This is a genomic window from Leuconostoc mesenteroides subsp. mesenteroides (genome assembly GCA_009676745.1).
GTDB classification, from domain to species: Bacteria; Bacillota; Bacilli; order Lactobacillales; family Lactobacillaceae; genus Leuconostoc; species Leuconostoc koreense.
On record CP046062.1, the window covers coordinates 1,416,185 to 1,430,123 of the forward strand.

The 13,939-nt window shown below is 33.0% G+C and carries 15 protein-coding genes and 1 pseudogene; 12 read left to right on the forward strand and 4 right to left on the reverse strand.

The annotated features are described in order from the left end of the window. Nucleotides 1–139: 139 nt before the first annotated feature. The 3 genes and pseudogenes from GJV51_07010 to GJV51_07020 all read right to left on the reverse strand — a co-directional run bounded on the left by GJV51_07010 (nt 140) and on the right by GJV51_07020 (nt 2,126). Nucleotides 140–1,177 (reverse strand): peptidase S41, encoded by a 1,038-nt coding sequence (locus GJV51_07010; protein ID QGM25737.1) that lies wholly within the window; start codon nt 1,175–1,177, stop codon nt 140–142. Between the two features lie 120 nt (nt 1,178–1,297). Continuing rightward, nucleotides 1,298–1,438 (reverse strand): annotated as a pseudogene (locus tag GJV51_07015) (antibiotic acetyltransferase). Between the two features lie 175 nt (nt 1,439–1,613). After that, nucleotides 1,614–2,126 (reverse strand): GNAT family N-acetyltransferase, encoded by a 513-nt coding sequence (locus tag GJV51_07020; GenBank protein QGM25738.1) that lies wholly within the window; start codon nt 2,124–2,126, stop codon nt 1,614–1,616. Nucleotides 2,127–2,585: 459 nt separating this feature from the next. Here GJV51_07020 and crtI point away from each other — a divergent pair, with 459 nt between their 5' ends. From crtI to GJV51_07045, 5 genes are all read left to right on the forward strand, one after another. Continuing rightward, complete coding sequence (gene crtI / locus GJV51_07025; GenBank protein ID QGM25739.1) at nt 2,586–4,070, forward strand: phytoene desaturase; 1,485 nt, start codon at nt 2,586–2,588, stop codon at nt 4,068–4,070. After that, nucleotides 4,071–4,943 (forward strand): phytoene/squalene synthase family protein, encoded by an 873-nt coding sequence (locus GJV51_07030; GenBank protein ID QGM25740.1) that lies wholly within the window; start codon nt 4,071–4,073, stop codon nt 4,941–4,943. A gap of 257 nt (nt 4,944–5,200) precedes the next feature. Continuing rightward, the gene (gene fabI / locus GJV51_07035) at nt 5,201–5,956 is read left to right on the forward strand and encodes an enoyl-ACP reductase FabI (protein ID QGM25741.1); all 756 of its coding nucleotides are present in this window, start codon (nt 5,201–5,203) and stop codon (nt 5,954–5,956) included. Nucleotides 5,957–6,167: 211 nt separating this feature from the next. Then, nucleotides 6,168–6,950 (forward strand): hypothetical protein, encoded by a 783-nt coding sequence (locus GJV51_07040; protein QGM25742.1) that lies wholly within the window; start codon nt 6,168–6,170, stop codon nt 6,948–6,950. A 34-nt stretch (nt 6,951–6,984) separates the two neighbouring features. Further along, nucleotides 6,985–9,237 (forward strand): ATP-binding cassette domain-containing protein, encoded by a 2,253-nt coding sequence (locus GJV51_07045; GenBank protein QGM25743.1) that lies wholly within the window; start codon nt 6,985–6,987, stop codon nt 9,235–9,237. Between the two features lie 69 nt (nt 9,238–9,306). Here the strand turns inward: GJV51_07045 and GJV51_07050 are convergent, their stop codons facing one another. After that, nucleotides 9,307–9,795, reverse strand: a complete 489-nt coding sequence (locus GJV51_07050) for a MepB protein (GenBank protein QGM25744.1) — start codon at nt 9,793–9,795, stop codon at nt 9,307–9,309. A 365-nt stretch (nt 9,796–10,160) separates the two neighbouring features. Between GJV51_07050 and GJV51_07055 the strand changes: the two genes are divergently transcribed. The 7 genes from GJV51_07055 to GJV51_07085 all read left to right on the forward strand — a co-directional run bounded on the left by GJV51_07055 (nt 10,161) and on the right by GJV51_07085 (nt 13,903). Then, nucleotides 10,161–10,385, forward strand: coding sequence for a helix-turn-helix domain-containing protein (locus tag GJV51_07055; protein ID QGM25745.1), 225 nt, complete (start codon nt 10,161–10,163; stop codon nt 10,383–10,385). Continuing rightward, nucleotides 10,369–10,776, forward strand: coding sequence for a hypothetical protein (locus GJV51_07060; GenBank protein QGM25746.1), 408 nt, complete (start codon nt 10,369–10,371; stop codon nt 10,774–10,776). The genes GJV51_07055 and GJV51_07060 overlap by 17 nt, the downstream gene beginning before the upstream one ends. 103 nt (nt 10,777–10,879) lie before the next feature. After that, nucleotides 10,880–11,092, forward strand: coding sequence for a hypothetical protein (locus GJV51_07065; protein QGM25747.1), 213 nt, complete (start codon nt 10,880–10,882; stop codon nt 11,090–11,092). A 180-nt stretch (nt 11,093–11,272) separates the two neighbouring features. Continuing rightward, nucleotides 11,273–12,595 (forward strand): excinuclease ABC subunit A, encoded by a 1,323-nt coding sequence (locus GJV51_07070; protein QGM25748.1) that lies wholly within the window; start codon nt 11,273–11,275, stop codon nt 12,593–12,595. Nucleotides 12,596–12,613: 18 nt separating this feature from the next. Then, nucleotides 12,614–13,246 carry a hypothetical protein gene (locus GJV51_07075; protein QGM25749.1) on the forward strand — a complete coding sequence of 211 codons (633 nt, stop codon included), beginning with the start codon at nt 12,614–12,616 and terminating at the stop codon, nt 13,244–13,246. A 34-nt stretch (nt 13,247–13,280) separates the two neighbouring features. Beyond that, nucleotides 13,281–13,652, forward strand: coding sequence for a hypothetical protein (locus GJV51_07080; protein ID QGM25750.1), 372 nt, complete (start codon nt 13,281–13,283; stop codon nt 13,650–13,652). Then, nucleotides 13,649–13,903 carry a hypothetical protein gene (locus GJV51_07085; protein QGM25751.1) on the forward strand — a complete coding sequence of 85 codons (255 nt, stop codon included), beginning with the start codon at nt 13,649–13,651 and terminating at the stop codon, nt 13,901–13,903. The genes GJV51_07080 and GJV51_07085 overlap by 4 nt, the downstream gene beginning before the upstream one ends. The last annotated feature ends 36 nt before the right edge of the window (nt 13,904–13,939 follow it).

Genomic DNA, 13,939 nt, shown 5'->3' on the forward strand with positions numbered 1-13,939 from the left:
ATTACTTTATATCACAATAGTCGGTTTGTCAAATTATAATTTTTAATCAATAGGTAAAAAATAATCAAAATTGATGTAGCGTTGTTTTATACAAGGTGTGATATGCTAACATAAGCTGGTGTAACTATTTCAAATATGGTTAATTAAAGCTACCTGTCCATTGTTTAGCTTGACCATAAGCATCATTTGTCTGTATGTCTGGGACAATTGGATCATTAATATATAATTTATTTTTGCTATCTTTTACTCCAGCAGTCGTTAAGTACATGGTTGTCCCTGTGTATAATGGGACAGAACGATTAACACTAGTAAAGCTGGCACTGTTTTGACCAAAATACTTAACGTTTGAGACTTTTTTAAGGGCTAGGGCAGTTAGTTCTCCTGAACTAGCAGTTTGTTTGTTGATAATTACCGCAACAGGTATTTTTGCTAATTTTATATTATGATTCAAATCAATTGATGCTCCTCCAGCATTGATCATACCGTTTTTCAAGGATATCTTCTCGGTTGTACCGTTTTGGGAAACAAAAGAAAGGATATGGCCATCTGGTATGATGGATGCAATACCTAGTATCATAGGAGCCATATCACCGCCGTTGTTATTACTCAAATCAATAATAACACTTTTAATTTCGTCCTTATATTTAAATAAAAAATCATTGATTTTGTTAGCATATTCATTGGCTTGTTGCGTATTTCCCTGAAATTGGGGTTCATGAATTGTAACTAAACCATCATTGTTAGTGATGGTTGGTTCTTCATATTGCGCCGCTTCTGTAGTAATTTGCTTTGTGGTCATAATTTGAGAATGTTTTCCTCCTGCAATTTTTATAATTTTTTGAAGGATTGCATCAGCTTGACCGTAATTATGTACGGTGTTCATATCTTCTAAAGCTTTTTTCTTAGCTTTCTGCCACTTGTCACTTTTAGTGAAGTAACCATAACGATCCATTTTCTGTATTGCGATTTTTCCATATTTTTTTGGTGAAGGAGGCAACAGATAAACATTGATATTAGGACCATAGATGTAAATTACCAATATAACTGACAGAATGAAACAAGCAAAAATACTTGCGATTATTGTGAACCATTTTTTCATGTATAAAATTCCCTCTTTTTGAAATGTAAGTGCTTTTAAAGCACTAAATTCTAATTTTAACACTAAAACCATTGACATAAAACACTTTACGCTACATCGTGATAAAAAATCGGCTGCTTTGCACAATCAACAAATCTTAAAATAACTAATTAGATTTCAATAAAAAATAATTTTTAAGACTAAAAAAGATGAATTAAATCAACTTAATTCATCTATAGTTTTTTTAGTTATTTCGCATGTCATCAAATAATCTATGTTTCTAGTAATCCATTCAATATCTTTATTCCACCAAGCTATTTCTTGTAATTGTGAAATGATATCATCTGAAAATCTTTTCCGACTCAATTTTAGAATCACCATGTCCGTTCAGTATATTAACATAACTGAATAAATAATTATAGTGAGGATAACGCTTTTTAATAACCAAGAGAGCAATTATGTTGTTTCATATCAATATTGGTTGTTTAAATAGTCTGCTTATGACAATCAAGGTACTGTAGCATTAGTTTCTATATCAGATTTTTTTAGACATCAATAAATCAGTCTGAGCATCAGTACCTAAATTAAACGTATGTTCACCAACAACTTCAAAACCTAGATGCGTATAAAATGATTTAGCATTTTCATTGAATTCCCAAACACCTAGCCATATTTGTGTTTTGTTTAATTCAAATGCCTTGTTGAGAGCCAATTCAAACAGTTGACGACCTAATCCCTTTTTTTGATAGCATTTCTGAATATATATACGCTCAATTTCTAAAGCATTATCAAAATTATCCTCCGACTGGGCGTTATTAACATTTAATTTTAAGTAAGCCATTTTTTCATTATTATCACTATAAAAAATATAAAAGAAAGAATTGGTATTTTCAATTTCCTTCCCCAATTTTTCAATTGTATAACTTTCTTCTAAGTACTGTTTTAAATCATTTATATTACTTTGACTACTATATGTATTTGTAAAAGTTTCTATACTAATGTCTTGTAATTCTTGTACATCAGATGTTGCTAATTGTTTAATTATCATAGTTTCTATTCCTTTGATTTTAACTAAGTTCTTACACAATAATATTTAAGTCCGCTATAAATACGTATGTATAAAAATACATTTTATCACAAAAATATAGATATTCAAAATTTTTTAATAAAGAGAACAGTCTATGAAATACTATGTACTTAAAAAGTGATGACAGATGAAGAACAGGTCAAGCCAAGAGTGTTTATCTGTGTTCTAGGTATAACATAATATTGTTTACATTTATCATGACTAGTGTGAAATTATTTATACCCATATAGAGGTATTTGTTTGTCAAAGAATTTGCACACAAGAATTTTTACAAGTGTAAAAATGGAAATACACGCAATGGGGTACTAATTTGGGATAACACTTTCTAACTGATAAAACTGAATAATAATCCAAATATCAGTAGAATAACGACGACAAAATTGAATTAATCATCTACAATGGAAAGAAGGAGAATAAAAAATGAAAAAAATCTCGATAGTTGGAGCAGGGGTTGGGGGTCTAACTTCTGGAATTTATTTACAGAATCAAGGATATCAAGTGACTATTTATGAAAAAAATAGTCGACCTGGTGGAAAAATGGACATTATAGAAGCGGCTGGGTTCAAATTTGACACTGGCCCAACAATAGTTATGATGCCTGATATTTATAAAAAACCGTTTTCAGACAGTGGTGTTGATTACAAAAATTATTTTGAAATGGAACGTATTAATCCATTTATGGATATTGTGACCCATAATAAAAAAATTGCTTTATCTTCTGATCTTGTAGATTTGGCAAAGGAATTTGAAGCCTATGATGAGTCAGAAATGCTTGGCTTTTTGAAATATTTAACAGACATATATAGTAAGTATATAAATGCCAAAAATAATTTTATTTATAAGAGTTTCCGAGGACCGAGTGACTTTTATAATATCAAAACACTCTGGAACGCTTATAAATTGAAAACATTTTCGTCCTCTTTTGAAGCTATTCAAAAAAATATCAAAAATACAGATTTGCAGTATTTAATGTCATTTCAGACATTATATATTGGTATTTCACCTTTTAGTGGCCCTTCGATATATAATATTATTCCCATGATTGAGCTAATCTATGGCGTTTGGTTTATAAAAGGTGGTATGTTTCAATATGCAAAAGCATTGGAAAAACGCTTTTTAGAGTTAGGCGGAAAAATAGTTTACAATTCAACAGTAGAAAAGATTATCGTCGAAAAAAACAAGCACGTCAGTGGATTGCTTATCGATAATACGTTAAAAGAATGTGATGCCGTAGTTGCAAATGCGGATTTTCCTTACACAATGACACATTTATTAGACATGGACGATAATCAGAAAGGAAAATACCAAAAAAAGCATATTGAAAAAATGGATTATTCTATGTCATGCTTTTTATTGTACTTGGGCTTAGATAACAATTATGATCAACTAAATCTACATACCATAAAGATGGCTAATAATTTTGAAACTAACGTTCACGATATTGATAACGGCATTGTACCTGAGGATCCATCATTTTACGTTTATAATCCTAGTGCAGTTGATAATAGCTTTGCACCCAGCGGGCAATCTGCTTTATACGTTCTAGTACCGGTTGCTAATTTAAAAGAAAATAGTAATTGGTCCGAAAATGATATTGATAAATTCACACATAAAATAATTCATAAAGTCGAAACGGAACTCAATTTAGATCATTTAAATGAACATATTGTTTTGAAAAAAATTCATACGCCGAAAACTTTTGAGACATACTATAATAGTTTCTATGGCGCAACATTTGGCCTGAAACCAACATTAAAGCAAAGTAATTATTTCCGTCCGCACAATAAACATGCTAAGATAGACAATCTTTATTTTGCGGGTGCGAGTGTGCATCCTGGCGCTGGAGTTCCGATTGTTATCACTAGTGGTGAATTAACGGCGAAAGAAGTGATGAGGGACTTTTAAATGGGCACTATTTCAAAAATACCACCCAAAGTTCTGGAAAATTTTTCTAGCAGTAAGGCAGTAATCAAGCAAAATTCGTCATCATTTTATTTTGCTTTTTCAAAATTAGACAAAGATCAGGCTTATAGTATTTTTGTTATCTATGATTATTTGCGTCAAATTGATGATGCTGCTGACAATCATGACAGATTAACTTTTAACAAATTGATTTCGTATTGGAAAAAGGCTTGTGATAACAAAGATATTGTCATTAACAAAAAATCAAATATTGCCGATAAAGTAGCTTATGTTTTTAATCATTTTTCTATTGATTACGAGCTAATGACTGATATGATTCAAGGACAACTTCATGATCTTAATAATATTGAAATTAACACGCTAGCAGAACTAGAAAATTACTGTTATCAAGTAGCAGGAACTGTTGGATGTATGATTTTTTGTATATTATCTACAGAATCTATTGAAGATAATCGCGAAGCTGTCATAAATGTTGGCATAGCGCTACAGTTAACTAACATTTTAAGAGATATACATGAAGATGCCATGGCGAATAAATATTTTATTCCTAACCACCTGATATCACAATACAATGTCCCCAAAAAAAATTTTTTGGAAGATAAATCTACATTGCAAACACAGGATTTATTGATGTATTTGGCAAATTTAGCACTTTCTAAGTATGATCAAACTGATTACATTACTAATCAAATTTCAAATAAAAAAAATAAAATAGCATTAAAATTATCCATAGTTGTTTACAAACAAATTCTGATAAAATTAATTAAAAATGGTTTTGTCGACCTATCAAAACGAATTTATGTGACACGCCAAGAAAAATTACTGATATTATTAAAGACTGTTCTCACCACATAATAGGATATACTTTCAAACAACTTTGAGTGCATCAATACCATTACAGGTAAAAATTAGAAAAGTACAGGTGAGAGTGGGTGCAATGTGTTTTTAACAAAGAATTAGCTTATACGGCACAAGATTTGGCTTTATATTGCAATTTGAATTTAATAATTACTTGTATAATTTGGTACAAATAACTAAATCTTGACAAATGAATTCAAATAAGGCATAGTTTGTAGTTATACTTAATAAAATATTTAGAGGAAGACAATAAGATGGGAATTTTAGATAATAAGAAAATAATTGTTATGGGCGTGGCAAATAAAAGTAGTTTGGCGTTTGGATGTATGGAAGCAATTCTCAATCAGGGCGGTCAAGTTATTTTGACTTATCAAAATGATCGTATGAAGCGTAGTTTAGACCGATTTGTTGACGAGTCAGTATTAAAAGTAGAATGTGATGTTTCTACACCAGAAAATATTCAAACTGCCTTTAAAAAAATTGTAGACAAGGTGGGGAAAGTTGATGGTATTGTACATGCAATTGCCTACGCTGAAAAAAGTGATTTAGCTAATAAATTAACCGATTCAACACTAGAAAGTTTTGCAACTGCTCAAAATATTAGCGTGTATTCACTCATCGCTGCCGCTAAATATGGTTATGACATAATGAACAAAGGTGGTTCGATTGTGACGTTGTCCTACATGGGATCTGAAAGAGCTATTCCCAACTACAATGTTATGGGTGTTGCTAAAGCCGGCCTTGAATCAGCTGTTCGTTATTTAGCACGTGATTTGGCAGAAAATAATATTCGAGTAAATGCCATTTCTGCTGGAGCGGTTAAAACTTTAGCTGTTACTGGTGTTAAAAACCATAATGATTTGATTCAAATGTCTGATGAACGCACTGTGGATGGTGTGGGTGTCACTATTGAAGAAGTTGGAAATACAGCTGCCTTTTTGTTGAGCCCCATCGCAAGTGGCATAGTTGGAGATATAATTTACGTTGATAAGGGCACGCATCTTATATAGGATTTATTTTTTATAACCATTCAAATAATCAGACCAAAAACGCAAAGCACATATTAGTGCTTTGCGTTTTTTGTGACATAATTTCAGCATACTGAATTTAAGTTAATATGCTGAAATTAAAAGACAGGGTAAAGCTGTAATAAGCATATAAGATTTGATTTATGTTATAGTCATAATAACAAAGACTTTTGAATTAAAAAGGGGGAATTTAATGAATAATCATGTATCAATTCTGGGGTGTGGTGAAATTGGTGAAACAATTTTGCTTGGTGCTATTAATGGTGGATTAGACAAGAATCAAATATCTGTATCGGCACATAGTGAGAAAAGAGTAAACTACTTGATTGAGAAATATGGTGTAGATGGAAGTACAGATAGTAATATCGCTATGAAAAATACCGACATAGTTATTTTATCTGTGCCTTACACGGCAGTTGATGATGTATTAAATAAAATAGTGCCAGATATGCAACCCAATACAATCATTGTCTCTTTGATTGCTGAACTTAGTTTAAATGACATACAAGCAAAAATCCCTAATCATTCTGCTATAGTTAGGGCGATGCCAAGCATTGGCTCTAGGGTCGGCTTTGGTTTGACGCTATTGTCATTCGGAAATAATATCTTAGATACTCAAATTAACAATGTCGAAGCATTTTTTTCTTTGTTCGGAAAGAATATAGTTGTTTCAGATGAACAACAACATAATATGGCACCACTAAGTAGTAGTGGATTATCTTACGTTCTGTATATGACGGATGCATTAATTGAAGGTAATGCAGTACGAGGAATATCTAGAGATGTTTCTTTGCAAATGATGCAAAATATTTTATCCGCTGCAAGCGCGTTACTAGATCAAAAAAATGGCCAAAATATTGCAGATTTACTACATAGTATGTGTTCCCCAGGTGGAACAGGTATTAAAAGAATTGCTAACCTAGATCGAAAAGGGGTTAAATCAGCGTTTATGGATGCCATATCTGAGGATATTTAGACGAATAATTTATATTTGGTGAAAGGAAAAAATAATGGATAACAATTGGATAGAAATTGTCAACGCAACACAGAATAATTTAAAAAATGTGTCTACTAAGATACCTAAGCATCGATTAACCGTTGTTACAGGTGTTTCAGGTTCTGGCAAATCTTCGTTGGTGTTCGGCACTTTAGCCGCCGAATCAAGACGAGAATTGAACGATACTTTCTCTAGTTATATACAAAAAATGTTACCAAAGTACGGTCGCCCAAGTGTAGAAAAAATTAATCACCTGCCGATTGCTATACCAATCGAACAAAAAAAATTATCATCTAATTCTCGTTCTACTGTAGGAACTTATACAGAACTATATACTTTTCTAAGATTACTTTTTTCTCGAATTGGTGTCCCATTTGTGGGCTACTCAGACAGCTTCTCATTCAATCATCCTGATGGCAAATGTCCAAAATGTGATGGCCTAGGCATTGTAACAACTATTGATATTCATAAATTGATTGACTTTGACAAATCGCTAAATGAAAGTCCTATTGATTTCCCTACGTTTGGCTATGATGCCTGGCGTTGGAAACGTTATGCTTATAGTGGTTTGTTTGATTTAAATAAAAAAATTAAAGATTACACAGATGACGAACTATCAAATCTGCTTTATGCGCCACAACAAAAGCTTAAAAATCCAACTAACTTATGGCCCAAAACCGCTTTATACGAAGGTATTGTACCAAGAATAGAACGTAGTATTTTGCACGCCGATGTTGGAAAAAGACATGCTAAACAACTCAATATGTTTGTTACGACCCAAGAATGCCCTGATTGTCAAGGAACACGTGTCAATGAAAGAGTAAGGTCTTGCAAAATAGATGGTCAAAGCATAGCAGATATCGTAAAATTGCCTCTAGTTGATTTGTATCAATTTATTCAAAAAGTTAGTTCACCTCTGAGTCAAGACATCAAAATAGAGATACAAAAAAGGCTGCAAGCATTAATAGATATCGGTCTTGGCTATTTAACTTTAGAACGCGCAACCGAAACACTGTCTGGTGGTGAAGCACAACGTGTTAAAATTGCTAAATATATCAATAATGCACTCAATGATGTGATGTATATACTGGATGAACCAAGTGCTGGCCTTCACCCTAAAGATATTGAGCGTATTACAAATGCACTTTTAACTTTAAAGCGCAAGGGAAATACAATTATTCTAGTGGAACATAATCCGCAAATTATAGCTATCGCAGACTATATAATTGATATTGGGCCAAAATCAGGTGAACAAGGTGGTACAGTTCAATTTTCTGGTACTTATAAAGACTTTCTTGAGCAAAAAACACCAACCAGTGTAGCTCTCATGAATCGAACACAAATCATTCAGAATACTAGACAGACTCAGCAATGGTTAAATGTTGTTGATGCGCAAGAACATAACTTAAAAAAGGTGTCTACAAGGGTTCCCCTCGGTATTTTGACCGCATTGTGTGGTGTTGCCGGCTCCGGAAAATCATCTTTATCTCAAGCTATTCAAGAAGCAGCAAAAGATGCTAATTTGGAGGTCATATCAATCTCACAAAAAAATATTGGCATTAACTTGCGCTCAACGCCTTTAACTTACATGAATATTTTTTCGCAAATTCGACAACTGTTTGCTAAGAAAAACCAAGTCAGTGCGTCTCTATTTAGCTACAATTCGAAAGGCGCTTGTCCCCATTGCCACGGTAAGGGTGTCATTATTTCTGAGATGTCGTTTATGGATGACATTGTGACTACCTGCGAAGTTTGCCATGGTAACCGCTATAAACCTGAAGTATTAAAATACACATACCAAGGTAATACGATAGTTGATATTTTAGACATGACAGTTCAGGAAAGTAATCATCTTTTTTTGCATGAAGATTTCGCAAATGAATTATCAACATTAGTAGAGGTAGGTTTAGGTTATTTAAGACTCAATCAATCACTAACAACGTTATCTGGTGGAGAACTCCAACGATTAAAGCTTGCTAGCCACTTACATAAAAAAGGTGCTCTTTATGTACTGGATGAACCCACTGATGGCTTACACTTGCTTGACGTTAAAAATTTGTTAAAACTGATTAATAGTATTGTGGATGAGGGCAGTACAGTTATCGTAGTTGAACACAATATTGAGGTTCTTAAGCAAGTTGATTGGCTTATAGAAGTTGGTCCAGAAGGAGGAGAAAATGGCGGTGAGTTAGTCTTCCAAGGCACACCTGCACAACTTTCCTTATCAAATGATCATATTACTAAACCATATTTGGAAAAATATTAGTTGAAAATGTAATATATACTGTTTTATATATAAAAAATGTTATTAAGACAATACATGTAATAATAATGTTCATCGTTGATTCAAAAGTAAATTAAATTGTTGACTATTCTTTTTTAGAGATAAATCGATAAAATAAGGTGTCTGCCAGGATTGTGTTTTGACGGCTGTATTATTTAAATCGGTTTCCCAACTTGGATATACTCTAAATGCCATTTTACCTTTAATTACGCCACTATTGAGAATTTTTTGCTTTATTAGAATCGACTTTGGAAAGATGAATAGACCAGTATTTGCTTGATCTATAATGCTAATCATCAATAGAGCAGGACTATCTTCATTATCAAATGGTTTGTTTTGATTAAATCCATCTTTTTCCCACGCCACCACAAAATATCCTTTTTTGGTCGGCGTTTTTTTTGCTAAACGACTGCGTACACTGTGTTCACCAAATGACAAAACTAGTCCCTCATAATCACTGTTTTGTTTCTCTTCATGCACTTTAGATATGACGATATTGTTCTGGTTTGCTATTTTTTCTAGTATTTCTAAAGATTTCATTGGAACTTCCTCTATACATCAGATTTTATTCCATTTATTGTATCACATGCTCTGTCACCTATGTATTACGTCTGAATAAATTGCTAGGATCTTGTGGCATGGAAGTATTATCCCCTAATTTTCAAAAAGATGCATAATTAATATTCAGATAAGAAAAATTTTCTAAATATGATCACTATTAAAATCATTTGTCTATTATGACAGTATTTGAACAAAAAACATAGTTTATACCTTGTTTAACACTGAAAGTAAAAAAATTAATTTGCAGTAGTATTCAATGAATTAGTATCTTATCTTGACTTTTCTATTAGGTAATATATAATTTACATAAGTAATATATACATTACTTGAAAAGGATGTTTACGATGCTTACAAATAATGTCAAAAAATTTAGAGTTGCAGCTGGAATATCTCAGAGAGATCTCTCCTATGCTGTCGGCGTTACTCGTCAAACAATGAGTTTAATTGAAAAAGGTGAGTACAATCCAACAATTAGTCTATGCTTGAGAATTTGTTATGGACTGAATAAGACGCTTGACGAAGTTTTTTGGTTAAATCAGGGGGATTTTAAAAATGAAAAAAGTCGTTGATGAACGTTTAAAGCTACAGTTAATAAAAAATTTTAAAATAGCCTTTCTCGTTGAGAATGCTGTTATTATATTAATGTTAATTTATCAAAGCTTTAAAAATATGGACAAAGCAATTAGTGCCATTAATCCGATTTGGACTGCGTTCATGGTCGGTACAATGACATTATCACTGCTATCAGTTAATGTCACTGCAAGTATAGAAGATAAGCCAAAAAGGTCACACTTAAAACTATTATTTTATTTCTTGATTATATTTACTATTGGCAGTTTATTCTTTATGGTTACAATGCCAAAGCATATTTTACTGGCATTACTTTGCGGGATGTTAATCGCAGTAGTTGTATCAGGTATTTTGATTTATGAAAACCACTACCGATACCGAGATAATTAAACATTGCCAATTGCTTTTCAAGTCTATACACTATAATAGTGTTATCTGTTCGATAATATGGTAATTTAACATGAATTGCGCGTCTTAATTTTGGGGGACATTTATGACTGATCAAACGCAAATAATCATTATGGTCATTCTTATCATGATTTATATTATAGGGGTGACAACCTATACAAAGTTACACTATAAACAAAGCATACGCAAAACTGGCGTTGATGTTTCAACTAAATCATCAAGAGAGTTACGTAATTTGTTTATCAAGCATTTACTAATTAACTTAATTTTTCCAATTATTTGGTGTTTACCAATCTAATCATTTAATTCAAACACTATAAAATACCTTTACAACTGTTGTTTAAGGTATTTTTATTTGCGCTCAATTTAATAAAAATAGTCAAAAAATTATAATAAACTTATTTCACTATTTTTACTCTTGCTAAACAGAACATTTGTTCGTATAATGAATTATACACACTTGTTTTGGAGAAAGTCTATGGTAGACCTGCAAAAAACTGAATATGACTATACACATGAAGAACGACGTGTGATATTTATGATCGACTCTAAAAGTTTCTATGCCAGTGTTGAGTGTGTGGAACGTAACTACAATCCATTAAAAGCATTGCTTGTCGTGATGTCAGAACAAGAAAATACAAATGGTGGTTTAGTGTTAGCGTCTTCACCAATGGCTAAGAAAATACTGGGTATTACTAATGTAACCCGACAACGTGATATTCCTGTTTGTCCGGACCTAGTAATTGCTCATCCGAGAATGAATCTTTATATTCAAGAAAATTTACGTATTAATAATATCTATCGACGATACACTGATGACGCGCACTTATTGCCATATTCCATTGATGAATCTATCCTTGATATGACACATTCTTGGCAGTTATTTGGTAAAACACCAGCAGAAGTTGCTTTCAAAATACAACAACAAGTTCGGGCAGAAACCGGCATCTATTTAACTGTTGGTATTGGTGATTCACCAGTCTTAGCTAAATTAGCACTAGATATTGAAGCCAAACATGCGAAGAATTTAACGGGCATTTGGCATTATGAAGACGTACCAAATAAATTGTGGCCAATCACACAACTCACTGATATTTGGAGCATTGGTTCACGGACTGCTCGTAAGCTCAATTTGATGGGCATTCATTCGATGCATGATTTAGCGCATCAAGATCCATATGTCTTTCGTTCGAAACTGGGATTAATGGGTGAACAATTACTAGCTTTGTCTTGGGGTATTGACCGTTCTGATTTGGCTGAAAACATTAAACCAAAAAGTAAGTCTTATAGCAATTCGCAAGTATTACCACGTGATTATAGCCAACAAGATGAAATTGAACTTGTCATTCGTGAAATGGCTGATCAAGTCGCTACAAGAATTCGTGCCCACCAAAAACAAACAGGCTTAGTTAGTTTGTTTATCGGTTATTCTTTTACCGAAAGTGAGCAACAAGGGTCTCATGGTTTTCGGAAACAGTGCCGGATTAGTCCGACCAATGATACCAATACCTTAATGGCTGTTATGGTTGACCTTTTTAGAAAGCATTGGCATGGCGAAGTAATTAGACACATTGGGATTGATTATGGTGGTTTAGTTGATGACACTGGTATACAGCTTAATCTTTTTGAACAACCTGAACATCTTCTTAAAACAAATAAAATTGACCAGGTTGTTGATGAAATTCGGCAACGTTTTGGCACGACTGCTTTGATGCGAGCTATGTCCAAAGAGGATGGGGGAACAGCTATTAATCGAGCTACCCTTGTGGGGGGACATAATGGAGGTAATAGTTATGATTAAAAGAAAGGGTATTTGCTCATGGCACGACCTGATTTTAACAAAAACATGCGTATTAAAGACTTTCAGAGCTACTATTGGTACAAAACGGAACTGCAACAAATTTGCAAAAAGTATAGTCTACCAACCACTGGAACAAAGGCTGAGTTAACAGCTTATATTATTAAATTACTTTCTGGTGTACCAGTATCAAACATTAAAGTAACCAGAAAAATACGTCGTAAAGGCACTCTAAAAGCCGGTTCAATTACACCCAATACAAATATATTAGCGTCCGGTTTTAGTTTGAATAATGAAGCGCGAGCATTTTTTAAATTATATTATGGACTAAGCCAATTTAGTTTTAAAAAATCGATGGCTGTTAAGATGCGAGCAATTGAAACGACACAAGACAAAACAGCCACAGTCCAGGACTTGATAGATGTTTACGAGCACCCCGATAAAAATTTATCAAATAATACTGAGGAACAGACATATCAATGGAATAACTTTGTCAAAACATTTATGGCTGATGATGCTACCAAATTTTACCATGAACGAATGACAGTCGCTTCAATTTTATGGGCGAAGGTTAGAGACTCTAATCAACCAAAACAATACACCAAAGAGTTATTGAAACAGTATCAATCAGCTATTCGACAGTACTCATCTTGATAATATCGATTCATGGTGGAAATGGAAAGGTAATATGGCCGATAAAGAAAACTTCAGTACCATAATCAATCGCTATTTTCAAAATGATTATCGCGAACGTGGCAAAGTCAAGTGGAATGGTTACTTTTTATCTGACCACACTTCATCTTTGGTTAAAGAGGACGTTCAACGCAATCAGAAAACGCATAAATTACCAAAAATACCACTAAATGAGGTGCAAAAGATTTTACAACACTCTTGTGTGAATTACCACATAGTGACTGTACAACAAAATATTGAGACGACTGATGGCTATCTAATTCCTAATGTAACTGGTTTAGTCAATGGTTTTACAGCAATAGGCGTCTATATCAATCAACAGTTTATCGCTTATGAAGACATTAGGACGGTTATCAGAGAAAAATGAATCTAATTGAAGACATAATTACAACTATTCAAACACTGTTCACCAAACAACCTAATACGATTTACGAAGTACGTATCGTGTACCAACAATATGCCAAAAAAGTTAATATCTTCTTTGAATACCATAAAATTGGGCAAGCTAGACGCTCACAACAAATTGGCCGTCTTGATGATGACTATCGATTACAAATACCAGCGTTAGCGAAACAAATTTATCAAGCCACTGGCTTAACGGTTCGTATGAGTACCTAGTCATATTAAGTAAGACCATAAGCATGATAAAGCAAT

What these genes read in the sequence shown, in the direction of transcription:
- GJV51_07010 (QGM25737.1), bottom strand. Translation starts at nt 1,177, where the DNA reads ATGTCAATGGTTTTAGTGTTAAAATTAGAATTTAGTGCTTTAAAAGCA.
- GJV51_07020 (QGM25738.1), bottom strand. Translation starts at nt 2,126, where the DNA reads ATGATAATTAAACAATTAGCAACATCTGATGTACAAGAATTACAAGAC.
- crtI (QGM25739.1), top strand. Translation starts at nt 2,586, where the DNA reads ATGAAAAAAATCTCGATAGTTGGAGCAGGGGTTGGGGGTCTAACTTCT.
- GJV51_07030 (QGM25740.1), top strand. Translation starts at nt 4,071, where the DNA reads ATGGGCACTATTTCAAAAATACCACCCAAAGTTCTGGAAAATTTTTCT.
- fabI (QGM25741.1), top strand. Translation starts at nt 5,201, where the DNA reads ATGGGAATTTTAGATAATAAGAAAATAATTGTTATGGGCGTGGCAAAT.
- GJV51_07040 (QGM25742.1), top strand. Translation starts at nt 6,168, where the DNA reads ATGAATAATCATGTATCAATTCTGGGGTGTGGTGAAATTGGTGAAACA.
- GJV51_07045 (QGM25743.1), top strand. Translation starts at nt 6,985, where the DNA reads ATGGATAACAATTGGATAGAAATTGTCAACGCAACACAGAATAATTTA.
- GJV51_07050 (QGM25744.1), bottom strand. Translation starts at nt 9,795, where the DNA reads ATGAAATCTTTAGAAATACTAGAAAAAATAGCAAACCAGAACAATATC.
- GJV51_07055 (QGM25745.1), top strand. Translation starts at nt 10,161, where the DNA reads ATGCTTACAAATAATGTCAAAAAATTTAGAGTTGCAGCTGGAATATCT.
- GJV51_07060 (QGM25746.1), top strand. Translation starts at nt 10,369, where the DNA reads ATGAAAAAAGTCGTTGATGAACGTTTAAAGCTACAGTTAATAAAAAAT.
- GJV51_07065 (QGM25747.1), top strand. Translation starts at nt 10,880, where the DNA reads ATGACTGATCAAACGCAAATAATCATTATGGTCATTCTTATCATGATT.
- GJV51_07070 (QGM25748.1), top strand. Translation starts at nt 11,273, where the DNA reads ATGGTAGACCTGCAAAAAACTGAATATGACTATACACATGAAGAACGA.
- GJV51_07075 (QGM25749.1), top strand. Translation starts at nt 12,614, where the DNA reads ATGGCACGACCTGATTTTAACAAAAACATGCGTATTAAAGACTTTCAG.
- GJV51_07080 (QGM25750.1), top strand. Translation starts at nt 13,281, where the DNA reads ATGGCCGATAAAGAAAACTTCAGTACCATAATCAATCGCTATTTTCAA.
- GJV51_07085 (QGM25751.1), top strand. Translation starts at nt 13,649, where the DNA reads ATGAATCTAATTGAAGACATAATTACAACTATTCAAACACTGTTCACC.